This window comes from Polaribacter vadi (genome assembly GCF_001761365.1).
In the GTDB taxonomy this organism is placed as follows: domain Bacteria; phylum Bacteroidota; class Bacteroidia; order Flavobacteriales; family Flavobacteriaceae; genus Polaribacter; species Polaribacter vadi.
On sequence record NZ_CP017477.1, the window covers coordinates 2,904,574 to 2,927,088 of the forward strand.

A 22,515-nucleotide genomic window follows, 5' to 3' on the forward strand; every position below is an offset into this window, starting at 1 on the left:
TTGTCAAGAAAATTCTTAATTTCGCATCCTGATTTGAAAAGAGACCAAATGAAAGCGAAATTTCCTGAATATAAAGGACTTGACTTACCAAATGTTGCAGAAGAAATTCTTAATTATTGGCAAGAAAATAACATCTTCGAAAAAAGTGTAACTTCTAGAGAAGGTGCAGAACCTTACATATTTTTTGAAGGACCACCTTCTGCAAACGGATTACCTGGAGTGCATCATGTTTTGGCGAGAGCTATTAAAGATATTTTTCCTCGTTACAAAACCATGAAAGGTTTTCAAGTGAAAAGAAAAGCTGGTTGGGATACGCATGGTTTACCAATAGAATTAGGTGTTGAGAAAGAATTAGGAATTACCAAAGAAGATATTGGAACCAAAATTTCTGTAGAAGATTATAATGCAGCTTGTAGAAAAGCGGTTATGAGGTATACAGATATTTGGAACGATTTAACTCAGAAAATGGGGTATTGGGTAGATATGGAAGATCCATATATTACTTACGAACCAAAATATATGGAATCTGTTTGGTGGTTATTAAAACAGATATACAACAAAAAATTAATTTACAAAGGCTATACAATTCAGCCTTATTCTCCAAAAGCAGGAACTGGTTTAAGTTCTCACGAATTAAACCAACCAGGAACCTATCAAGATGTTACTGATACCACTGTTGTTGCACAATTTAAAGCAGTAAACGAAACGTTGCCAGATTTTTTACAGAATTTAGGAACTATCAATTTTATAGCTTGGACTACAACTCCTTGGACCTTGCCAAGTAACACAGCATTAACTGTTGGACCAAAAATCGAGTATGTTTTAGTCGATACTTTTAATCAATATACATTTGAACCTGTAAAAGTAATTTTAGCTAAAAACTTAGTTGGAAAACAATTTGGAGGAAAAAATGCTTTTCAAGTTGAAACATCAGAAGAATTAAAAGCATACAAATCTGGTGAAAAGAAAATTCCTTTTTACGTTGTAAAAGAATTTGTTGGTAAAGATTTAGTGAGTATTAAATATGAGCCAATTTTAGATTACAACCTAGATTTTGAGAATAAACAAGACGCTTTTAGAGTAATTTTAGGAGATTTTGTTACGACTGAAGATGGAACAGGAATTGTACACACAGCACCAACTTTTGGAGCAGATGATGCTTTGGTTGCCAAACAAGCGAGTCCAGAAATTCCAGCTTTATTAATCAAAGATGAGAATGATAATTTAGTTCCTCTTGTAGATTTACAAGGGAAATTTAGAAAAGAAATTAAAGATGATATTTACGGTTTTGCAAGCGAATATGTAAAATCTGAATATTTAAATGAAGAAGATTTAGAAGTTGAATTAAAGGTTCAGCAAGAAAAATTAAAAGACGTTTTAAAAGATCAAAAGCAATATTTATCTGTTGATGAACGATTAGGTTTAAAACTTAAAAACGAAAACAAGGCTTTTAAAGTCGAAAAATACAAGCATAGTTACCCAAATTGTTGGAGAACAGACAAGCCAATTTTATATTATCCATTAGATTCTTGGTTTATAAAAGTAACAGATGTAAAAGACAGAATGCACGAGTTGAACAAAACCATTAACTGGAAACCTGAATCTACAGGAACTGGACGTTTTGGAAATTGGTTGGCAAATGCAAACGATTGGAATTTATCTCGTTCACGTTATTGGGGAATTCCTTTGCCAATTTGGCGAACACAAGATGGTAAAGAAGAAATTTGTATTGGTTCTGTTGAAGAATTAAAACAAGAAATGGCGAAAGCTGTAGAAGCTGGAGTTTTATCAAAAGATATTTTTGAAGATTTCGAAATTGGAAATATGTCTGATGAAAATTATGCAAAAATAGATTTACATAAAAATATTGTCGATGAAATTACTCTAGTTTCATCCGAAGGAAAACCAATGAAACGTGAAAGCGATTTGATTGATGTTTGGTTCGATTCTGGCTCTATGCCTTATGCTCAGTGGCATTATCCTTTTCAGAATAAAGAATTGGTAGATACAACTTGGAGAAAAGCAGATTTTATTGCAGAAGGAGTAGACCAAACTCGTGGTTGGTTTTACACTTTACACGCAATTGCAACCATGATTTTTGATGATGTTGCCTATAAAAATGTAGTTTCTAACGGTTTAGTTTTAGATAAAAACGGACAAAAAATGTCTAAACGTCTTGGAAATGCAGCAGATCCTTTTACAACTTTAGGAACTTATGGAGCAGATGCCACAAGATGGTATATGATTTCGAATGCAAATCCTTGGGACAATTTAAAGTTCGATTTAGAAGGAATTGAAGAAGTAAAACGTAAGTTTTTCGGAACACTTTATAATACGTATTCGTTCTTTAGTTTATATACAAATATCGATGGTTTTTCTTATGATGAAGCTGATATCGCTTTAAATGAAAGACCAGAATTAGACAGATGGATTTTATCGGAATTGCATACGTTAATTGAAAATGTAGATAAATTTTATGCAGATTACGAACCAACAAGAGCTGCAAGAGCAATTTCTGATTTTACACAAGAATATTTAAGCAACTGGTATGTACGTTTAAGTAGAAGACGTTTTTGGAAAGGAACTTACGAAACTGATAAAATTTCTGCCTACCAAACTTTATATACCTGTATGGTTACTGTTGCAAAGTTGGCAAGTCCTATTGCACCATTTTTTATGGACAAATTGTATCAAGATTTGAATTCTGTAACGAATAAAGAAACTTCAGAAAGTATTCACTTATCAGATTTCCCTGTTTTTGATGCTTCTTTTGTTGATAAATCTTTGGAGCGTAAAATGGAAAATGCGCAGAAAATATCTTCTTTAGTTTTATCATTAAGAGCAAAAGAAAAGATAAAAGTGCGTCAGCCATTGCAAAAAATTATGATTCCTGTTGATAATCAACAACAAAAAGAAGAAATTTTAGCAGTTGCAGATTTAATAAAACACGAGGTAAATATCAAAGAAATCCAGTTAATGGAAGATGCTTCAGATATTTTAATCAAACAAATAAAACCGAATTTTAAGACTTTAGGGCCAAAATTTGGAAAAGATATGCGTTTTGTAGCAGCAGAAGTTAAAAACTTTACGCAAGAAGATATTAACAAAATAGAGAAAGATAAAAACATTTCTATTAAAATTAATGGAAATAATATATTTTTATCACTTGAAGATGTAGAAATTACATCTAAAGATATAGAAGGTTGGTTAGTTGCAAACGATGGTGCTTTAACAGTGGCTTTAGATGTAACTATCACAGAAGATTTGCACAAAGAAGGTGTTGCTAGAGAATTGGTAAACAGAATTCAGAATGCACGTAAAGATGCTGGTTTAGACGTTACTGATAAAATTAAATTAACGGTTTTAAATTTTGATAATTTACAAAGTTCTATCAACGAGAATAAAGAATATATAATGAGTGAAACATTAACCACTGAATTGGTTTTTGTGGATGAATTAAATAATGGTACAGAAATTGAATTCGACACCATAACAAGTAAAATATTAATCGAAAAAATTTAGAAAAATGTCTGACGTTAAAGTAAAATATTCAGAGGAGGATTTAAAAGAATTCAAAGCAATTATAGAGAAAAAAATAGCAAGAGCAAACGAAGATTTAGCATTATTAGAAGCTGCTTATAAAAACGATTCTGATAACGGAACCAATGATACATCTTCTTCTTTTAAATCTTTTGACGAAGGTTCAGAAGTAATGAACAAAGAAGCAAATGTGCAATTGGCTATTAGACAAGAAAAGTTTATTAGAGATCTTAAAAATGCCTTATTACGTATAGAAAATAAAACGTATGGTGTTTGTAGAGTTACTGGTAAATTAATACAAAAAGAACGTTTAAAATTAGTGCCTCATGCAACTTTAAGTATTGAAGCTAAAAGAGCGCAATAATCTAATCATTAAAATTTTTTAAGCTTCTTTTTAAGAAGCTTTTTTTATGAAAAATATTTTCCAAATACTTTTGTTTTTATGTTTTTCTGTGAGTTTTTCACAGAAAAAAGTAATGAAAAAATTTCAAACTGCTGCAGATGAAATTACTATTTACACAGCTGGTTTAGATAATTTAGTACTTGAAAACTCCACTTCAGAGTTTATAGAAGTGTATTTGTTTGCAGAAAGTTATGATGACCAATTAATAAAAATAGAAGAAAAAAGTAAAGAGTTATTTATAAAATTTCATTTTGAAGGTACTGAAACTAGAGAAGTTGTTTTCAGGAAATTTATTACGAAAAGACTGCAAAGAGCTAATGCTATCATAAAAATACCAACAGGAAAAAAAGTATTTATTTTTGGTGAAAATGTAGATATTGAATCTAAAAGTCATCAAAATGAATTGGCAATTTATATAGAAAATGGCATTGTAAAACTGAATAAAATTGAAGCAAAAACTACTTTAAAACTGTATTCTGGAAATGTGTATGCAACTGTTACAAACACAAATTTAGAGATCAATTCTAAAGATGGTAAAATTAAGGTTGATGACTTTTTTTATGAGAAAAAATATCAACAGAAATCTAAAGAAAATGAATTACAGTTATCTATAATAAGCATGAAAGGGAATGTTTTCTTAAAAACGGAAATTAATTAATTTCCAATTTTTTGCTTTTCAATTTTAGCAAGGTATTTTTCTGCGTTCGTATTTTTAGGATCTAGTTCTAGAGATTTTTCGTAATTCAATTTTGCTTTTTTGTAATTTTTATTTTCAAAATGAGCTTGTCCTAAACTATCATATAAATTTGCGTTTTTTGGATCTTCAGAAATGGCAAATTCAAAAATTTCTATAGCTTTTTCCATTTTCTTATCTTTTAAAAGTTCATAGCCAATTCTGTTTAAAGCATCAATAAAATCAGTATTAAAATAACTGTCTTCATTTCTTTTTAATTGTTCAAATTCTTTTTTAGCAGCTATTTTATCAGTTAAAACCTTTGCTTTTATATAAGATTTTAAATTAATTTTAGGGAACTTTATTAAGTCTGCTTCAATTGTATAAAACAGATTAAAATAATCATCACTTGCAGCATCAGAATTATTATTAATAATTACAATTTCGCCATAATTACTATCAGGACAAATTAATATTCCACTATGAATTCCGAGAGAATTTCCAGTTTTTGAGTAATAAAATCCTTCTTCTTCTGCAACCCCTAAACCTTGCCATAAATACCCCATTTTATCTCCTTCCTCATCTGTAAATAAAGTTTTTGTAGCTTCTTTTACAATTGGGTTTTTACTTTCTAATTGAAATTTCATCAACTTTATTAAATCTGGCAAAGTACTTATCATACCACCTGCACCCCCTAATAAAGGATTTTTATATAAAGGCGCTAAATTGTTTTTTTCATCATATCCATTTGCTAAATTATTTTTATGATTTTCAAAATCCATTAAATAAGTAGAATTCATTTCTAGCTCTTTCAAAAAATCATAGACTAAAGTTTTGTAATTTTTTTGATATACTTTTTGCAAAATATAAGCCATAAGTTCAGGTCCAATATTATTGTATTCAAAAAATGTACCTGGTTTTTTATCCAATTCCATGGTTTTTAAATCTTCCAGAAAAATATTAAAATCATAAGCTATTTCTTTATCTACATAATATCCTTCAGCAATTTTATCATTGATGTCTGAAAATGTTTTTGGATGTTTATTTTTAAACCCTAAAGAATGTGTTAACAGATTTTTTATAGTAATTGGAGTGTTTTCAAATTCTAAATTATCATAATTTCCTTCTAGATATTTTCTAATATCATCATCTAGATTAATTTTATTTTCTAAAACGGCTTTTGCAGCTAAAGAACCTGTAAAAACTTTTGTGATGGATGCAATTTCATACAATGTGTTATCATTTGGAGTATTATTTTTTCCTTTGTCAATTTCTCCAAAATAATTTTTATACACTTTTCCATTTCTGTAAATGGCCAAAGCAATTGAATTTATATTGCCTTTCTGTAAAGTACTTTCTGCATGTTGATCAACTAAATCTGTTAGTTTTTTAAAAGAATTTACTTCGGTTTTCGTTGAGTTTTTACAGCTTACAGCCAGTAAAATGATAAGAATGGCTATTACTTTTTTCATATATTTTATCAATTAAATTCTATATTTTTTTTAAGAGCTTATTTTTTAGCAAGATAGCCACAATATTTAAAATCGATAAAATATTGCCATATCTTATCAATTTTAAACGGTATAATTAATTAATGGCACTCAAATTATGCTTCAAAATGATGCAAAATTACCTATAGGAAAGTCGTTTAAAAAAGAACTTTTAGAGAGAATAAATAACATCTAATATATTCTGAATAATATTGCTATTTTTGTGTCTTCAAAATTAAAAAAATGTCAAAAAAGAATATTGCAATTCTTACAGTTTTATTAGCTATAATTTTAGATCAAGTTTTAAAGATTTATATAAAAACCACGTATGCTTTAAATGGTGGTTTTGAAGTGTTTAGTTGGTTTCAAATTCACTTTGTAGAAAATAATGGAATGGCTATGGGTTTTGAATTTGGAGGAGAAGCTGGTAAACTTTTTTTAACTTTATTTAGAATTATCGCTGTTTTTGCTATTGTTTATTGGTTAATAGGCAATATAAAACGCAAAGTTCATAATGCTGTAATTGTAGGAATCGCGCTTATTTTTGCAGGTGCTGTTGGTAATATTATCGATTCTGTTTTTTATGGAGTTATTTTCGATTCTTCAAATAATAATGTGGCTACACTTTTTGCAGACGAACCTTATGGAACACTTTTTCATGGTAAAGTTGTAGATATGTTTTACTTTCCTTTTATAAAAGATGCTATTTTACCAGAATGGATTCCTTTTATTGGTGGAGATACTTTTACTTTTTTTCAGTATATTTTTAATCCTGCAGATGCTTATATTTCTGTTGGTGTTGCTTTATTATTTATTTTTAGCAAGCAAGCTTTTCCAAAAGAAGAGAAAAAGAAAAAAGATATTAAAGCATAATTTTTAAATATTTTCATAAGTTTCTACAGTAATATTCGCAACAACATTTCCTGTATGTTTAATTGAAAGTGGTTCGAATAATACAATATGCACTTCTTCTTTTGCAATAGGTTTGTGCTCAACTCCCTTTGGAACAATATAAAATTCGCCTTCTTTTAGGGTGATGGTTTTGTCTCTCAATTCAATTTCTAGAGTTCCTTTTATCACCATAAAAAGTTCATCTTCGAACTCATGTTTATGAAAAACGAATTCGCCTTTTAGTTTTGCCAATAAAATTTGTTGTCCATTTAATTCGCCCACCTTTTTTGGTGACCACAAATCAGAAAATAGTTTGAATTTTTCTTGAATATTGATTACGCTCATACAGCAAATTTACGAAAACTAATTCCGCGTTAACGATTGAAGCGACATCCTTTTTGTTTTTCACAAAAAGATACAGCGAAAAGCGTGGCATTTCTATTTCAGAAATGAACGCCCAAAAATATATCAAATTTGGTATAATTGATTAAATTTGCAACTTAAATTCTGGAAGAAGTTCAGAATTATAGAAACATAACAAAGATTCTGAATCAAGTTCAGAATTGTAAATTAAAATTTACAATGTATAGAAGTCATTCTTGTGGAGAGTTAAGAGCAGCGCATATAAATACAGAAGTTACCTTGGCTGGTTGGGTGCAAAAAAGCAGAGATAAAGGTTTTATGGTTTGGGTAGATTTGCGAGACAGATATGGAATTACGCAGTTAATTTTTGATGAAGAGCGCACACCAAAAGAAATGATGGAAAAAGCAAAATCTTTGGGAAGAGAATTTGTAATTCAAGTTACAGGAACTGTAATTGAGCGTGAATCTAAAAACAAAAATATTCCTACAGGAGCAATTGAAGTATTGGTTTCTAAACTAGAAATTTTAAACGCGTCAAAAATTCCTCCTTTTACAATTGAAGATAAAACTGATGGTGGAGAAGACATCAGAATGAAATACAGATATTTAGATATTAGAAGAAATCCTGTAAAAGACAGTTTGATTTTTCGTCATAAAGTAGCAATGGAAGTCCGTAAATACTTGTCTGACCAAGAGTTTATAGAAGTTGAAACACCGTATTTAATAAAGTCTACTCCAGAAGGCGCACGTGATTTTGTGGTGCCAAGTAGAATGAATGAAGGTCAGTTTTATGCACTTCCTCAATCTCCTCAAACCTTCAAGCAGCTTTTAATGGTTGGTGGAATGGATAAATATTTTCAGATTGTAAAATGTTTTAGAGACGAAGATTTACGTGCAGACAGACAGCCAGAATTTACACAAATTGACTGTGAAATGGCGTTTGTGGAGCAAGAAGATATTTTAAATATTTTTGAAGGCTTAACACGTCATTTGTTAAAAGAAATCAATAATGTTGAGGTGGAGAAATTTCCAAGAATGTTGTATGATGATGCCATGCGTTTGTATGGAAATGATAAACCAGACATCCGTTTTGGAATGGAGTTTGGCGATTTAAATGCAGTGACACAACACAAAGATTTTGGTGTTTTTAATTCGGCTGAATTAGTAATCGGAATTGCAGTTCCTGGAGGAAATGTATACACAAGAAAAGAAATTGATGCGTTAATAAAATGGGTAAAAAGACCACAAGTTGGTGCTTTAGGCATGATTTACGCAAGAGTAAATGAAGATGGAACTTTTAAATCTTCTGTAGATAAATTTTACGATCAAGAAGATTTAGCAAAATGGGCTGAAGTTACAGGCGCAAAACCTGGAGATTTGGTTTGTGTTTTATCTGGTGAAACTAATAAAGTAAGAGCGCAAATGTCTGCTTTAAGAATGGAATTAGCAACGCGTTTAGGGTTGAGAGATCCAAAAGTATTTGCACCACTTTGGGTCATTGATTTTCCATTATTGGAACTAGATGAAGAAACTGGTCATTATCATGCAATGCACCATCCATTTACATCACCAAAACCTGGGCAAATGGAATTACTAGATTCAGATCCTGGAGCTGTAAAAGCAAATGCGTACGATTTGGTGTTGAATGGAAACGAAATTGGTGGAGGTTCTATAAGAATTCACGATAAAAAAATGCAAGCAACCATGTTAAAGCATTTAGGTTTTTCTGAAGAAGATGCCAAAGCACAATTTGGTTTCTTAATGGATGCTTTTGAGTATGGAGCACCACCTCATGGAGGTTTGGCTTTTGGTTTGGATAGATTGGTTGCAATTCTTGGTGGTCAAGAAACCATTCGTGATTTTATTGCATTCCCAAAAAATAATTCTGGTAGAGATGTTATGATTGATGCTCCTGCTTTTATTGATAATGAACAATTAAAAGAATTGAGTTTGAAGTTGGATATTAAAGCGTAAAATATATTTGTAAATATTAATTTCAGACCTGTCAGGTTTTTAAAACCTGACAGGTCTTTTTTGTTTTTTATTATTAAATTTACTTTATGAAGAAACTATTTAAGTTTGTTTTGAAAGTTTTTCTATTTTTTTTGGGTTTATTGTCAATTTGGATTGTTTGCCTGTTTTTTGACTTACCAGTAATTCCTTTCAATGAAACTAATTATTATTTAAAACATAATGAGAATTCTTTAAATGAAAGACAAATTATTAAAACCATTGATTCTTTAAGTATACGTCTAGAAATACCTAATTATTTTGAGGAAAATGGACAGTGTTTTGATGTTTGGTTTTATTCAGATGTGGAAAAGAAAAATTTATCTGTAGACAGTTTTTTATTCGAACTTAAAAACCTAAGTGGAAAAGATGAAAATCTAATAGATAGTATTTTATTTTGGGATGGAGGCAGTCAAGAAAATACATCAACAATTGATAATTATAAATTCAATTCAAAAAACAAATATATTTTTTTTAGAAAAATTTATAATCTTGATGGTATTAGTGATTTTTCAATTAAACTGAATATTAATTATAGTATTGATAGTATTCAATATAAATTAGATACATTACTTAATATTAACAAAAAGAAAAAACTAACTTGGGATAAATTTAGAGTTCATTAATTAAAAATCTTATGAAAAATCTATTCACACTTCTATTCATTTTCACCTCAATAATTGCATTCTCTCAAGAAATTTCTGGTGATGAATTATTAAAAAAAGCAATCGAATTTCACGATCCAAATGGAAATTGGGCAACCTTTAAAGGTGAGCTTTTTGTAACGATGGAAACTCCTAAAAATGGAGATAGAGTTAGTAAAATCAACATCAATTTACCAAAACAATATTTTTCGGTAGTTGCTAAAAGAGATACTATTATTACAACATATATTCTTGATAAAGATGAGATTAGCTTTTCTTTAAATGGTGATAAAAATCCATCAGAAGAAAATAAAAAGAAGTTTAGTTTAAACGCAGAACGTGCAAATTTGTATAAAAACTATTATACGTATTTATATGGTTTGCCAATGAAATTAAAGGATGAAGGAACTGTAATTCATCAAAAAGTAGAAAGAAAAACCTTTAAAGGAAAAGAATATTTAGTTTTAAAAGCTACTTATAATCAGGAAGTAGGTAAAGATACTTGGTACTTTTATTTTAATCCAGATAATTTTGCGATGGAAATTTATCAGTTTTTTAAAGAAGAAAAAGATAGTGGAGAATATATTTTATTATCAGAATTAGAAACGATTAATGATATTAAAATGCCAAAAATTAGAGCCTGGTATTATAATAAAGATAATACATATTTAGGAACAGATATTTTATCAGCAAAAAACTAAAATGCCAACCAAAAATAAATTTCTAAAACAAATTTTACTTTGGAGATATAAATTTATCTCTGAGCGTCAGTTTGTATATGCTTTAAGTATTTTAGTGGGTTTATTGGCAGGTTTAGGAACTGCAGTTTTAAAAAACTTAACTTTCTTTATAGAAAATGTTATAGAAGGAAAATTTATTAAAGACTTTCATTATTCTCTATATTTTATTTTTCCAATTATTGGGTTGGTTTTGGTGTATTACATCAAAAAGAAAATCATTAAAAAAGAAATTGGGCATGGTATTTCTACCACACTTCATGCAGTTTCAAAAAGAAACGGAATTATAGAAAAATACAAAATGTATGCTTCTTTAATTACAGCTCCAATTACAGTTGGTTTTGGGGGTTCTGCAGGTTTGCAAGGTCCAGCTGTAAGTACAGGAGCAGCTTTGGGATCTTATGTTGCACAGCTGTTTCATATGAATGCTAAAACAAGAATGCTTTTGATTGGTTGTGCAACTGCAGGTGCAATGTCATCGATGTTTAAAGCACCAGTTGCTGCCATTATTTTTGCTGTAGAAATTTTTAGTTTAGATTTGGCTTTTGCATCTTTAGTGCCACTTTTATTGGCATCAGTTTCTGCTGTAATTACCTCTTATTTTTTCTTTGAAAAAGATGCTTTGTTTGGCTTTGAATTGGTAGATGCTTTTCAGATAAAAGATATTCTATATTACGTTATTTTGGGTTTTGGAACTGGTGTAGCTTCTGTTTATTTTTCTAAAATTTATTTTAAAATCACCAATTTTTTCAAACGGATAAAAAAACCAATTCACAAATTAATTATTGGCGGTTTTGCAATCGGTATTATGTTGTATTTAATTCCACCTTTATATGGAGAAGGATATGGATTAATTAATAATTTACTGAATGGAAATACTGCTGAAGCTTTAAAAGATATTCCTTACAAAGTAGATTTAACCAATATTTGGATTGTTATTGGTTTCTTGTTTTTAATTGCTATTTTTAAGGCAATTGCAATGACAACTACGTTTGCAGCTGGTGGAGTTGGAGGTATTTTTATTCCGACTTTATTTATGGGAAGTGCTTTAGGAAACGTTTTTGCCAAAGTAATTAATACTTTAGGAGGTAATGTTTCTGAATCTAATTTTACCTTAATTGGTATGACAGGTTTAATGGCTGGAGTTTTACATGCGCCTTTAACTGCTATTTTTTTAATTGCAGAAATTACGGGTGGTTATGAACTTTTTGTACCATTAATGTTGGTTGCTGCTATTAGTTTTGCGTTCACAAAATACTTTATTGCGAACTCAATTTACACAACAGAATTAGCAGCAAAAGGAGAACTCATCACGCATAATAAAGACAAAAATGTGTTAATGATGATGAAGATTGATCGACTTATTGAAAAGAATTTCAAAGCTGTAAATCCAGATATGTTATTAGGAGAAATGCTCACAAAAGCGGTTGCAAAATCGACCAGAAATATTTTTCCTGTGATTAATAAAGAAAAACAATTTTTAGGAATTGTCTTGTTAGATGATATTCGTTCTTTTATGTTTGATACAGAAATGTACAACAGCATAACTGTAGAAACTTTTATGAAATCGGCTCCAGAAATTATTTTTTATGATGATTCTGTGGAAGAAATTATGCGAAAATTTAAAACTAGCGACGCTTGGAATTTGCCTGTTATTAAAGATGAAAAGTATCTTGGTTTTATATCGAAATCTAAACTATTAACAGCATACAGAAATAAGTTGATAGAAGTTACGAGTTAAAAAAAAGTAAATGAGAGAAAATAGTTTTACTAAAAATATGCGCAATAAATCTAACTCAGAGTTAGAACATATTATAGAAAATAAAGATAAATATACTCCAGAAGCATTACAGGCTGTTGTTTGGGAATTAGAAGACAGGAATTTAATTGAAAAAGGCGAAATTGACCTGCCAGAAATTGCAGAAATTCCTATAGAAAAAACCTCATTACAGAATGATGAATTAGAGAAAACTACGTTAAATAATGAAAACCCTTTTGAGGAATTTGAACAGCCAAATTTATATTCTAAACAAGCAATTTTAGGATTTACTCTTTTTTTTAGTACAATTTTTGGAGTGGTTTTATTGATGTATAATTTAAAGGTGATGAACAAGCATAAAGCAAGGACTCAAGTACTTGTTTTTGGGATTTTGTACATAGTTTTATCTTATACTCTTTTGGAAGTATTACCTAAAATATACTTTATTACCTTGATTTTTAATTTTATTGGCTATGCAATATTAGTCGAATATTTTTGGAATAAGTATTTGGGTAAAGATTTACAATATGAAAAAAAATCAGTTACCAAACCTTTATTAATTTCTTTAGCAATTACTGGGATTTTGTTTTTTTTGATACTTTTTCCATTACTTATGGGTAAATAATAGTTGATTTAAACTAAACTGAAAAGTTTAAAATTTAAGTCCAAGGATCTTCATTTGTTTCTAATTGTTTCTGGCTTGTTAAAATACTACCCGAGTTTTCGTGATTTTTTCCAACTAGCAAACAGGTGTACAAAAGAAAAACTATTTCTAATTCGTTTTTATCGGTAGTTATCAATTCTTTAAAATTTTCTTCGGATAAATTTTCATCAACCTCTGCAATTTTTATCTGGTTTTTGTAAATAGATTTCTTGTTTTTATAATTGATTTTAATTTCAAAATTGGTGTCATCAATTTCTATTTTAAAAATAGTATTTCTATTATTGGTAGAGATTAATATGAATTTATTTTCATTCTTATTTTTAATAAGATATACCATTCTCCATTTCCAAAATTGAAATTTTTTTGTAATAGTATAAAGGTGTTCTTCTTTAGCATTTTTGATTTCAGCACAGGTTTTGCCAAATTCCATAAACCAAAAAGAACTAAAGATAATTTCTTTTTTATCAGCTTTAAAAACTTTTAATTCATTGTTAAAGTGAGATATTTTATAAGTAGTTTTATTCATCTATTTTTTATTTAAAAAAGCAACAACTAAATCTGGGAAATCAGTAAAAGCACCATCAACATTTGCATCGATTAAAAGGGTTTGCATCATTTCGTTAAAGGTAGTAAATTCTACTAATTGGTCTGCTCTAAAGGTATAAGGATGCACTTTTAAACCTAATTGATGAGCATCAGTAACTAAAGAAGTAAAGGTAAACTTACCATCAACTTTATCACTTAAAATTTGTGTATACCAAGGTCCAATTCCATCTGCATAACTTGCAAAATGTGCTAATTGTTTTGTTTCTTCTTCAAACTCCATTAACTGTACTAAAAACAAATCCGATTTTAATTCTTTTCTGATTCGCTCTAATTCTTTGGCATCAAAACACTGTAAAATACAGTTGTCTTTTTTGGTTTTGTAGCCATAATCTGCAAGTACTTTTAAAACAATTTCTGTGAGGTTTTTTCCTTCTTGTTGATGAAACTCTGGCGCTTTTATTTCTGGATAAATTCCAATATTTTTTTTGGTTGATGCATTTAAACCTTGAATCAATTCAATTTCTTCTTGAAGCGAATGCAATTTAAAATTTCCTTTTCCTTTTGGAAATCTATTTGGGTAAAATTGCTCACCTGTTTCTGGATTAAAACGTTCTGAAACTTGAAGTCTTTTTAGTTCATTAAACGTAAAATCGATCACATAAAAACGATTGTCTTCTCTTTTTCTAGTTGGGAATTTAGTGGCAACATCAGTAACATCATCCAAATAAATATCATGAATAACAATTGGCACATCATCTTTACTCAACACTAAATCTTGCTCAATAAAATCTACATTCATTGCATGTGCCATCGTTTTTGCTTCTATAGTATGTTCAGGCAAATAGGCAGAAGCTCCTCTGTGAGCAATCACTATTTTTTTATTCATAGTTGGTTTTTTTGTAGGTTGATTGCAAGAAAATAGGAGCAAGCAAATCAAAAATACAGAAATTGATTTCATTTTAAATTTATCTGTCAGGTTGAGCGCAGTCGAAACCTATTATTAGTAACATAAATAACCTCTCGACTGCGCTCGAGGAGACATAATTATTTTTTTTATTTTTTAAAGATATAACTTTTGTAAATTTACAGCATGAAAATAGCGTTAAAAATAATGTTTGTTATCTTTTTAGTTTGGATGATTTTTGGTATTTATTTACTAAATCAAGATCATGAAAAAGCTAAAATTGTGATGGGTTTAGGGGTGTTTTACTTTTCGTTTTTGTTTATGCCATTTTTTATTTATTACAGATACAGAGATGGAAAATATCAAAAATATATTTTAAATGATGAAAAATTAAGACAAGCTTTTAATCAACAAGGAAAAAAGAAGAGTTAATTTTCTTTCTTCAAAAATACATATACAGGAAAATGATCTGAAAAACCTCCTTGATACCAAGGACCTATATAGGTTCTAAAAGGACTTCCTTTTAATTTTCCTCTAAAAATTCTCAACCATTTTTTGTTAAAAACTTCTGCGTGTTTAAAAGTTAACTCCTCATTATTATTATCATCTAAAAAATTTTTAGAAAGCATAATTTGGTCAAAAAAGTTCCATTTTTTATTATAGGTAGATGTTCCTCTTTTATCTTTATCAACCAAACTTTCCATAGGATTAAAAAAAACATCTTTTACCAAAAAATCTTTTACACTTTTACTAGATGGATCATCATTAAAATCGCCCATTAAAATAATTTTTGGGTTCATTTCTTTCTGGTTGATTGTATCAATAATTGCTCTAGCAGTTATAGCAGTCGCAATTCTTTTAGGCTCACTTATTTCTGTTCCTTCTCTTCTAGAGGGCCAATGATTTACTAAAATATGCACCAATTCTCCATGCAATTTTCCACTAACTTTTAAAATATCTCTTGTATAATCCCTTTCACCTTTTTCGTTTTCTAAAAAAACAGGATAGGTAGAAGAGTCGAATAATTCAAACGCTACTTTGCTGTATAAAAGAGCCACATCAATTCCACGTTCATCTGGCGAATCATGATGTACATATCCATAATGATGTTTTTTTAAGTATGATGAATTTGCCAAATCAGAAACGACACTTGCATTTTCAACTTCTACCAAACCAACAATAACAGGAACTTTAGCAGACCTGTTTAAACCTAATTGAGAAATTACAGAACCCAATTTTCTAATTTTAACTTTATAGCGTTTTAAAGTCCAATTTAGTTTTCCTTTTGGTGTAAAATCATCATCTGCAGTTGCAGGATTATTAACAGTGTCAAACAAATTTTCTACATTATAAAATGCTATGGTAGTAATATTTTCTTGTTGTTTTGATGATTTTAACGAAGGGAACATGTATGTTGTTTTGTGTAAAAGTAAGTAAATACTATTGCAATTTTATAACTTAATTTTTTTGATTTGTTAACATTTATGTAACCTTAAATAAGTGTAATTTCTATAAATTTGTGCATATCAAAATATGAATTTAATAAAAATTGTATGAAAAAAAAGGCATAGTGTTAAAAATTTGAATTAGTTAAAGAAGTTCTCAATATTTATTGAGGATTTTTTTTTGCACTAATTTTTCAGGTATAAATTCTTAAATTAACGTTAAATAGCTAGTATGCTTTCTTTTTCGATAGTGATACTTTTATATTTGTAATAAATAAATTTTGAATGAAGTATTTACTATTTTTAACGATTACATTTTTATCAATTTTTAGCTTAAAAGCACAAGTAGACGAAAACCAAACTGGAGCCTGGTACATGTATTTTTATAATCATCAATTTAAAAATTCTCAATTTGGTACTCAAGGTGATTTTCAATACAGAGATTGGCAATTTTTAGGAGATAAAGAGCAACTTTTACTAAGATCTGGTTTCACATTTACGCCCAAAGATGCAGGTATTATGTTTACATTAGGTTTTGCAAATATAACATCAGGTACTTTTGGGGATTCAGATGATACATCAAACGAAAATAGAATTTACCAAGAAGCATTATTACCGCAAAAAATTGGAAGTCGTTTTTTTATAACTCATCGTTTTAGATTTGAACAACGTTTTGTGGAAAATCAAGATTTTAGAACTCGTTACAGATATAACTTGTTTATAAATGTGCCATTTAATAGCAAAAGTTTATCAGAACCAAAAACTATTTATGGGGCGTTTTACAATGAACTTTTTATGAATGGCGAAAGAAATATTGGCGATAATAATAATGTTGAGTTGTTTGATAGAAACAGAACTTATTTGGGTTTAGGTTATGTTTTAAATCCAAAAATAAGATTCCAAATGGGTTGGATGAATCAATCCACAGATGCCTGGAGTAAATCACAATTGCAATTTAGTATGCATCATAGTTTTTAAAAAATGGAATTCATAAAAACGCCATAAAAACTGCGAACGTAGATTTTTTGCACAGTTTTCATTCAATTATTTTAATGATTAATTTAGTTGTGATCAAATTTGTTTTTGGTGCCAACTTTCTTTTTATCTTTGTAATCTATGATAGAACAAAAAGAAGCAACGTCAGAGAAAGCCGTTTTAATTGGTGTAATTACACAAAAACAAGACGAAACTAAATCTACTGAATATTTAGACGAATTAGAATTTTTAACAGCAACTGCTGGAGGAGTTGTTGTAGAACGCTTTGTGCAAAAATTAGACAAACCACATCCTAAAACTTTTTTAGGAACAGGTAAACTAGAAGATGTAAAGGCTTATATAGATTCACACAATATTGGAACCGCAATTTTTGATGATGAATTATCGCCAGCACAATTAAGAAATATCGAAAAGATTTTAGATTGTAAAATTTTAGACAGAACTAATTTAATACTCGATATTTTTGCACAAAGAGCACAATCAAGTTCAGCAAGAACTCAGGTAGAATTGGCTCAACATCAATATTTATTGCCACGTTTAACACGACTTTGGACGCACCTTGACAAGCAAAAAGGGGGAATTGGAATGCGTGGACCTGGAGAAACTGAAATTGAAACTGATAGACGAATTATCAATGATAGAATTGTTTTGCTGAAAAACAAATTAGCTAAAATTGATAAACAAATGGCTACGCAACGTAAAAACCGTGGGCAAATGGTAAGAGTTGCTTTGGTTGGTTATACTAATGTTGGGAAATCTACCTTAATGAATGTAATTAGTAAAAGTGATGTTTTTGCAGAAGACAAACTTTTTGCAACTTTAGATACTACAGTTCGTAAAGTGGTGATTAAAAACATTCCTTTTTTAATGACAGATACTGTTGGGTTTATTAGAAAATTACCAACACAATTGGTAGAGTCTTTTAAGTCTACCTTAGATGAGGTTCGTGAAGCAGATTTGTTGTTACATGTGGTGGATATTTCTCATCCAAATTTTGAAGATCATATAGCCTCTGTAAATTCGGTTTTAAATGATATTAAGTGTGGAGACAAGCCAACAGTAATGGTTTTTAATAAGATTGATGCTTACGAACATGAAACAATTGATGAAGACGATTTAATTACTGAAAAAGGAAAAGAACACTATACAATTCAAGATTGGAAAAAAACTTGGATGAACGATTATGATGTAGAATCTATCTTTATATCTGCCTTAAACAAAGAAAATTTAGAGGATTTTAAAGAAAAAACGTACGAAGAAGTTAAGAAAATTCACATTCAACGTTTTCCTTATAACGACTTTTTGTATTATGAATACAAAGAGGAAGATGATCAATAACTAAATAAGTTTCTGATAACAATTTATCCTGCAAGGTCTTTTTTTTTGACCTTGTAGGTATTATAAAGTTGATAAGATTAAGTTAATAGAATTCAAAATTATACCTATAAGGTTTTTAAAACCTTGCAGGATAAAATAGGATTATTCTTCTTTTTTATCCTCAATAATTCCCATTCTTTTCGCACGATTTCTCCAAGATTTTCTTGCATGTGCTTGTAAGTCTGCAACAGAATCACTTTCATCCATAATTTCTAAACCTAAAAGTGTTTCAATAACATCTTCTTGAGAAACTATACCAGACACAGAACCATATTCATCTACTACTAAAGCAATGTGTTCTTTTTCTTTGATTAATCTATCAAACAAATCTGGGATAGAAAGGTCTCTATCAGTTACAATAATATCTCTTCTAATAGAAGCTAAAGTTTCGTTTCCTTTACCATTTATCATTCCTTCTAATAAATTGTCTTTTAGAAAATAACCTGTAATTTCATCAGGATTTTCAGCAAAAACAGGAATTCTAGAATAGCGTAAATTTTTATGTTCGTTGTAAAAAGATTCGATAGTTTGGCTTTCATCAGCAGTTTCTAAAACCGTTCTTGGCGTCATTACATCATTCACTTTAATGTTTTTAAACCCTAATAAATTTCTGATTACTTTACTTTCATCTTTATGAAAAACACCATCTTTTTCAGCCATTTCTGTCATCACTAAAAAACCTTCTCTACTTAAAATACTTCCATGACCTTTACCACCAATTAATTTTGTAGTTAATTGTAAAAGCCATAAAATACCAGTCCATTTTAATGGAAAGATCATTATGTTTAATGCTTTTGATGTAAAGTTTGCCAGCTGTTTCCAGTAAGTAGCGCCAATTGTTTTTGGGATAATTTCTGATGCCACTAAAATTAAAATCGTCATTACAGTAGAAACGATTCCAACCATTAGATCTTCTGTAATCGCAATTCCAAAAATAGTTTGTTCTGTAGTTCCATACATTTCTGCATAGGCAACTTTTGCTTGCACACCTACTAAAATTGCACCCACAGTATGTGCAATTGTATTAATGGTTAAAATGGCAATAAGTGGTTTATCAACATCTTTTTTTAAGATTTCTAAGTCAGTTGCATAGGCTTCTCCTTCACTCTTTTTTAAATTGATAAAAGTTGGAGTGATGCTTAATAGAACAGCTTCTAAAATAGAGCATAAAAAAGAGAAAAATATAGATACAGTCGCGTAAATTATTAAAATTGTCATTAACAGAAATTTAGAATACAAAAGTAATCAAATTAAAAAAAACCTTTTTAATTATTTTTAAATAGTTAAGAAGTAGTTTTAACATTATAAACATAGAGTATTATTAATTTTATTTACTGTTTTTTGAATTATTATAAAATAAAAGAGGTTCTATTTTTAAATCAATAATTTTTTTACTTCTACGTAAAAAAAATCAAAATTTTACTATAAAAATAAGTAATAATACTTAATTTCGTATTATAAATACGTAGTTATGAATAAAATTATTGTAGTTGGTAATGGAATGGTTGGTTATAAATTTTGTGAAAAATTTGTGGCAGCTTCAGGAAATGAGAATTTTAAAATTACCGTTTTTGGTGAAGAACCAAGACCAGCATATGATAGAGTTCACTTAAGTGAATTTTTTGAAAATCAAGATGCAAAAGCTTTAGAAATGGCTCCAGCAGAATGGTATTCAGAAAATGGAATTGACTTAATTGTAGATGAAAGAGTTTCTGAAATTCACAGAGTATCTAAAACAATAACTACTGCAAAAAATAGAGAGCTGTCTTATGATTATTTAGTGTTAGCTACAGGATCTTCTGCTTTTGTTCCACCTATAAAAGGAGTTGAAAAAGAAGGCGTTTTTGTGTATAGAACTATTGAAGATTTAGAAGGAATGTTAGGATATGCTGCAAAATTAAAGGCAGAAAATCCGAACGCAAAAGCAGCAGTTTTAGGTGGAGGTCTTTTAGGTTTAGAGGCAGGAAAAGCAGTTATGGACATGGGTCTAGAACCTCATATTGTAGAGTTTGCTCCTAAATTAATGCCAAGACAATTAGATGCTAGAAGTAGTCAAGTATTACAATTAAAGTTAGAGTCTTTAGGTTTAAATATTCATTTAAGTAAAGCAACAAATCAGATTTTAGGAAATGGTTCTATTGTAGGAATGGAGTTTGGTGAAGATGATGTTCTAAACGTAGATATGTTAGTAATTTCTGCAGGAATTAGACCAAGAGATGAACTTGGAAAAACTTCTGGTTTAGAAATGGGAGCTAGAGGAGGAATTATTGTAAACAATAAAATGCAAACTTCTGATGAGAATATTTTTGCAATTGGTGAGGTTGCTTTGTATAATAAAATGATTTATGGTTTAGTTGCTCCAGGTTATGATATGGCTGGAGTTGCTGTAAATCAAATTATTGGAGAAAAAGAAAATGTAATGCCAGAAGATATAGATATGTCTACCAAGTTAAAATTAATTGGTGTAGATGTGGCAAGTTTTGGAGAACCTTTTATGCCAGCATCAAAAGGGCATTCTATCATATTTGAAAATAAAACACAACATTTATATAAGAGAATTAATGTTAGTCATGATGGTAAAAGGTTGTTAGGAGGAATTTTAGTTGGAGATGCTTCAGATTATAATATGTTGCATCAGGTTTATTTAAACGGAATGAAGATTCCTGAAGATCCATCGCAATTAATTTTACCTGCAAGTGAAGGAGGTTCTTCTTTTGGAAGCGTCTTAGATTTGCCAGATACAGCACAAGTTTGTTCTTGTGAAAGTATAAGTAAAGGTGATATTTGTTGTTCAATTACAGAAGAAGATTGTAATAATTTAGGTGATGTAATTGCAAAAACTAAAGCAACAACTGGTTGTGGAGGTTGTAAACCTATGGTTGCAGATTTAGTAAATGAAACTTTAAAATCTCTTGGTAAAGAAGTAAAAGAAACCATTTGTGAGCATTTTGATTATAACAGACAAGAATTATATGATTTGGTAAAAGTGAGTAAAGTTGCTACTTATGAAGAAACTTTAAATACGTTTGGTAAAGGTCATGGTTGTGAAATTTGTAAGCCTTTAGTGGCGTCAATTTTTGCAACAGTTACAATGGAAACTGCCAATCGTCAACCAACAATTCAAGATACAAATGATCGCTTTTTGGCAAACATTCAAAGAAATGGAACGTATTCTGTGGTGCCAAGAGTTGCTGGTGGAGAAATTACTCCAGATCAATTAATTGTTATTGGAGAAGTTGCTAAAAAATACGATTTATATACCAAAATTACGGGTGGACAAAGAATAGATTTATTTGGAGCTCTAATACATGAACTTCCTTTAATTTGGAAAGAATTAATTGCTGCTGGTTTCGAAAGTGGTCATGCATATGGAAAATCTTTAAGAACTGTAAAAAGTTGTGTAGGCTCAACTTGGTGTAGATATGGTATGCATGAAAGTGTAACATTTGCTATCGAAATTGAAAACAGGTATAGAGGTTTGCGTTCTCCTCATAAATTAAAAGGAGGAGTTTCTGGTTGTATTAGAGAATGTGCAGAAGCAAGAGGTAAAGATTTTGGTTTAATTGCTGTTGATGGTGGTTGGAATTTATACGTGTGTGGAAATGGTGGAGCTACACCAAAACACGCGGTTTTATTGGCAGAACAATTAAATGATGAAACCGTTGTAAAATACTTAGATAGATTTTTAATGTTTTATATAAGAACTGCAGGACCTTTAGTAAGAACAGCTCCTTGGTTAGATAAATTAGATGGTGGAATTGAATATTTAAAACAAGTTGTTATTGAGGATTCTTTAGGAATTGCAAAAGATTTAGATATCGAAATGCAAGGTTTGGTTAACAAATACGAATGTGAATGGAAACAAGCTGTAGAAAATGAAGAAGTAATGAAACGCTTTAAACACTTTGTAAATTCTGATGATACTGATGATAACATTAAATTTGTGCCAATGCGTGGTCAAAAAATGCCAAAAGCTTGGGTGTAAATAAGTAGGCAGTATTTTAGTTGGCAATTTCAGTCGTCAATTAGTTGAAAAAGTATGAGTTCTCTTCCTGCAAGGTTTCAAAAACCTT

At 29.6% G+C, this 22,515-nt stretch carries 19 protein-coding genes; 13 read left to right on the plus strand and 6 right to left on the minus strand.

Annotation, left to right across the window (positions count from 1 at the left end; all coding sequences use genetic code 11):
* Nucleotides 1–48 precede the first annotated feature (48 nt).
* The 3 genes from ileS to LPB03_RS12610 all read left to right on the plus strand — a co-directional run bounded on the left by ileS (nucleotide 49) and on the right by LPB03_RS12610 (nucleotide 4,601).
* Nucleotides 49–3,522, plus strand: coding sequence for an isoleucine--tRNA ligase (gene ileS, locus LPB03_RS12600; protein ID WP_065320149.1), 3,474 nt, complete (start codon nucleotides 49–51; stop codon nucleotides 3,520–3,522).
* A 4-nt stretch (nucleotides 3,523–3,526) separates the two neighbouring features.
* Entirely contained in the window at nucleotides 3,527–3,904 is a 378-nt protein-coding gene (locus tag LPB03_RS12605; RefSeq protein WP_065319944.1) for a TraR/DksA family transcriptional regulator, read from the plus strand.
* Between the two features lie 112 nt (nucleotides 3,905–4,016).
* Nucleotides 4,017–4,601, plus strand: coding sequence for a hypothetical protein (locus LPB03_RS12610; RefSeq protein ID WP_139058987.1), 585 nt, complete (start codon nucleotides 4,017–4,019; stop codon nucleotides 4,599–4,601).
* Here LPB03_RS12610 and LPB03_RS12615 read toward each other — a convergent pair.
* Nucleotides 4,598–6,088 carry a serine hydrolase domain-containing protein gene (locus LPB03_RS12615; protein ID WP_065319946.1) on the minus strand — a complete coding sequence of 497 codons (1,491 nt, stop codon included), beginning with the start codon at nucleotides 6,086–6,088 and terminating at the stop codon, nucleotides 4,598–4,600. The two genes, LPB03_RS12610 and LPB03_RS12615, sit on opposite strands and share 4 nt — an antisense overlap.
* 261 nt (nucleotides 6,089–6,349) lie before the next feature.
* Between LPB03_RS12615 and LPB03_RS12620 the strand changes: the two genes are divergently transcribed.
* Complete coding sequence (locus tag LPB03_RS12620; protein ID WP_065319947.1) at nucleotides 6,350–6,979, plus strand: lipoprotein signal peptidase; 630 nt, start codon at nucleotides 6,350–6,352, stop codon at nucleotides 6,977–6,979.
* Nucleotides 6,980–6,982: 3 nt separating this feature from the next.
* Here LPB03_RS12620 and LPB03_RS12625 read toward each other — a convergent pair whose 3' ends face one another.
* A complete protein-coding gene (locus LPB03_RS12625; RefSeq protein ID WP_065319948.1) occupies nucleotides 6,983–7,342 on the minus strand; it encodes a cupin domain-containing protein in 360 nt (119 codons plus the stop codon).
* Nucleotides 7,343–7,579: 237 nt separating this feature from the next.
* Between LPB03_RS12625 and aspS the strand changes: the two genes are divergently transcribed.
* From aspS to LPB03_RS12650, 5 genes are all read left to right on the plus strand, one after another.
* Entirely contained in the window at nucleotides 7,580–9,334 is a 1,755-nt protein-coding gene (gene aspS / locus LPB03_RS12630; protein ID WP_065319949.1) for an aspartate--tRNA ligase, read from the plus strand.
* A gap of 86 nt (nucleotides 9,335–9,420) precedes the next feature.
* On the plus strand, nucleotides 9,421–9,996 hold the full coding sequence (locus LPB03_RS12635; RefSeq protein WP_065319950.1) for a hypothetical protein: 576 nt from the start codon (nucleotides 9,421–9,423) through the stop codon (nucleotides 9,994–9,996).
* Nucleotides 9,997–10,007: 11 nt separating this feature from the next.
* On the plus strand, nucleotides 10,008–10,715 hold the full coding sequence (locus LPB03_RS12640) for a DUF6503 family protein (protein WP_065319951.1): 708 nt from the start codon (nucleotides 10,008–10,010) through the stop codon (nucleotides 10,713–10,715).
* A 1-nt stretch (nucleotide 10,716) separates the two neighbouring features.
* A complete protein-coding gene (locus tag LPB03_RS12645) occupies nucleotides 10,717–12,492 on the plus strand; it encodes a chloride channel protein (RefSeq protein ID WP_083187255.1) in 1,776 nt (591 codons plus the stop codon).
* Nucleotides 12,493–12,502: 10 nt separating this feature from the next.
* On the plus strand, nucleotides 12,503–13,135 hold the full coding sequence (locus LPB03_RS12650; protein WP_065319953.1) for a hypothetical protein: 633 nt from the start codon (nucleotides 12,503–12,505) through the stop codon (nucleotides 13,133–13,135).
* Between the two features lie 34 nt (nucleotides 13,136–13,169).
* Here LPB03_RS12650 and LPB03_RS12655 read toward each other — a convergent pair whose 3' ends face one another.
* Both LPB03_RS12655 and glpQ read right to left on the minus strand, forming a co-directional pair.
* Nucleotides 13,170–13,700, minus strand: a complete 531-nt coding sequence (locus LPB03_RS12655) for a hypothetical protein (RefSeq protein WP_065319954.1) — start codon at nucleotides 13,698–13,700, stop codon at nucleotides 13,170–13,172.
* On the minus strand, nucleotides 13,701–14,678 hold the full coding sequence (gene glpQ / locus LPB03_RS12660; protein ID WP_065319955.1) for a glycerophosphodiester phosphodiesterase: 978 nt from the start codon (nucleotides 14,676–14,678) through the stop codon (nucleotides 13,701–13,703). It abuts the gene before it with no gap.
* 132 nt (nucleotides 14,679–14,810) lie between these two features.
* On the opposite strand from glpQ, the gene LPB03_RS12665 reads away from it, so the two are divergent.
* Complete coding sequence (locus tag LPB03_RS12665; RefSeq protein ID WP_065319956.1) at nucleotides 14,811–15,056, plus strand: hypothetical protein; 246 nt, start codon at nucleotides 14,811–14,813, stop codon at nucleotides 15,054–15,056.
* Here the strand turns inward: LPB03_RS12665 and LPB03_RS12670 are convergent.
* Entirely contained in the window at nucleotides 15,053–16,033 is a 981-nt protein-coding gene (locus LPB03_RS12670) for an endonuclease/exonuclease/phosphatase family protein (protein ID WP_065319957.1), read from the minus strand. The genes LPB03_RS12665 and LPB03_RS12670 overlap by 4 nt on opposite strands.
* Nucleotides 16,034–16,354: 321 nt before the next feature.
* On the opposite strand from LPB03_RS12670, the gene LPB03_RS12675 reads away from it, so the two are divergent.
* Together LPB03_RS12675 and hflX are read left to right on the plus strand one after the other, a co-directional pair.
* Nucleotides 16,355–17,047, plus strand: a complete 693-nt coding sequence (locus tag LPB03_RS12675; protein ID WP_065319958.1) for a DUF2490 domain-containing protein — start codon at nucleotides 16,355–16,357, stop codon at nucleotides 17,045–17,047.
* 138 nt (nucleotides 17,048–17,185) lie between these two features.
* Entirely contained in the window at nucleotides 17,186–18,403 is a 1,218-nt protein-coding gene (hflX, locus tag LPB03_RS12680; RefSeq protein WP_065319959.1) for a GTPase HflX, read from the plus strand.
* A 141-nt stretch (nucleotides 18,404–18,544) separates the two neighbouring features.
* Here the strand turns inward: hflX and LPB03_RS12685 are convergent, their stop codons facing one another.
* On the minus strand, nucleotides 18,545–19,660 hold the full coding sequence (locus tag LPB03_RS12685) for a CNNM domain-containing protein (protein ID WP_065319960.1): 1,116 nt from the start codon (nucleotides 19,658–19,660) through the stop codon (nucleotides 18,545–18,547).
* 253 nt (nucleotides 19,661–19,913) lie between these two features.
* Here LPB03_RS12685 and nirB point away from each other — a divergent pair, with 253 nt between their 5' ends.
* Nucleotides 19,914–22,427: a nitrite reductase large subunit NirB gene (nirB, locus tag LPB03_RS12690; RefSeq protein ID WP_065319961.1), complete on the plus strand. Its 2,514-nt coding sequence runs from the start codon at nucleotides 19,914–19,916 to the stop codon at nucleotides 22,425–22,427.
* Nucleotides 22,428–22,515 lie beyond the last annotated feature (88 nt).

Bases quoted from the DNA above. Each gene is read 5' to 3' on its own strand.
- LPB03_RS12685 (WP_065319960.1), bottom strand. From the start codon at position 19,660: ATGACAATTTTAATAATTTACGCGACTGTATCTATATTTTTCTCTTTT.
- LPB03_RS12655 (WP_065319954.1), bottom strand. From the start codon at position 13,700: ATGAATAAAACTACTTATAAAATATCTCACTTTAACAATGAATTAAAA.
- LPB03_RS12635 (WP_065319950.1), top strand. From the start codon at position 9,421: ATGAAGAAACTATTTAAGTTTGTTTTGAAAGTTTTTCTATTTTTTTTG.
- LPB03_RS12640 (WP_065319951.1), top strand. From the start codon at position 10,008: ATGAAAAATCTATTCACACTTCTATTCATTTTCACCTCAATAATTGCA.
- LPB03_RS12625 (WP_065319948.1), bottom strand. From the start codon at position 7,342: ATGAGCGTAATCAATATTCAAGAAAAATTCAAACTATTTTCTGATTTG.
- LPB03_RS12610 (WP_139058987.1), top strand. From the start codon at position 4,017: ATGAAAAAATTTCAAACTGCTGCAGATGAAATTACTATTTACACAGCT.
- aspS (WP_065319949.1), top strand. From the start codon at position 7,580: ATGTATAGAAGTCATTCTTGTGGAGAGTTAAGAGCAGCGCATATAAAT.
- LPB03_RS12615 (WP_065319946.1), bottom strand. From the start codon at position 6,088: ATGAAAAAAGTAATAGCCATTCTTATCATTTTACTGGCTGTAAGCTGT.
- LPB03_RS12650 (WP_065319953.1), top strand. From the start codon at position 12,503: ATGAGAGAAAATAGTTTTACTAAAAATATGCGCAATAAATCTAACTCA.
- LPB03_RS12620 (WP_065319947.1), top strand. From the start codon at position 6,350: ATGTCAAAAAAGAATATTGCAATTCTTACAGTTTTATTAGCTATAATT.
- LPB03_RS12675 (WP_065319958.1), top strand. From the start codon at position 16,355: ATGAAGTATTTACTATTTTTAACGATTACATTTTTATCAATTTTTAGC.
- LPB03_RS12605 (WP_065319944.1), top strand. From the start codon at position 3,527: ATGTCTGACGTTAAAGTAAAATATTCAGAGGAGGATTTAAAAGAATTC.
- ileS (WP_065320149.1), top strand. From the start codon at position 49: ATGAAAGCGAAATTTCCTGAATATAAAGGACTTGACTTACCAAATGTT.
- LPB03_RS12665 (WP_065319956.1), top strand. From the start codon at position 14,811: ATGAAAATAGCGTTAAAAATAATGTTTGTTATCTTTTTAGTTTGGATG.
- LPB03_RS12670 (WP_065319957.1), bottom strand. From the start codon at position 16,033: ATGTTCCCTTCGTTAAAATCATCAAAACAACAAGAAAATATTACTACC.
- hflX (WP_065319959.1), top strand. From the start codon at position 17,186: ATGATAGAACAAAAAGAAGCAACGTCAGAGAAAGCCGTTTTAATTGGT.
- LPB03_RS12645 (WP_083187255.1), top strand. From the start codon at position 10,717: ATGCCAACCAAAAATAAATTTCTAAAACAAATTTTACTTTGGAGATAT.
- glpQ (WP_065319955.1), bottom strand. From the start codon at position 14,678: ATGAAATCAATTTCTGTATTTTTGATTTGCTTGCTCCTATTTTCTTGC.
- nirB (WP_065319961.1), top strand. From the start codon at position 19,914: ATGAATAAAATTATTGTAGTTGGTAATGGAATGGTTGGTTATAAATTT.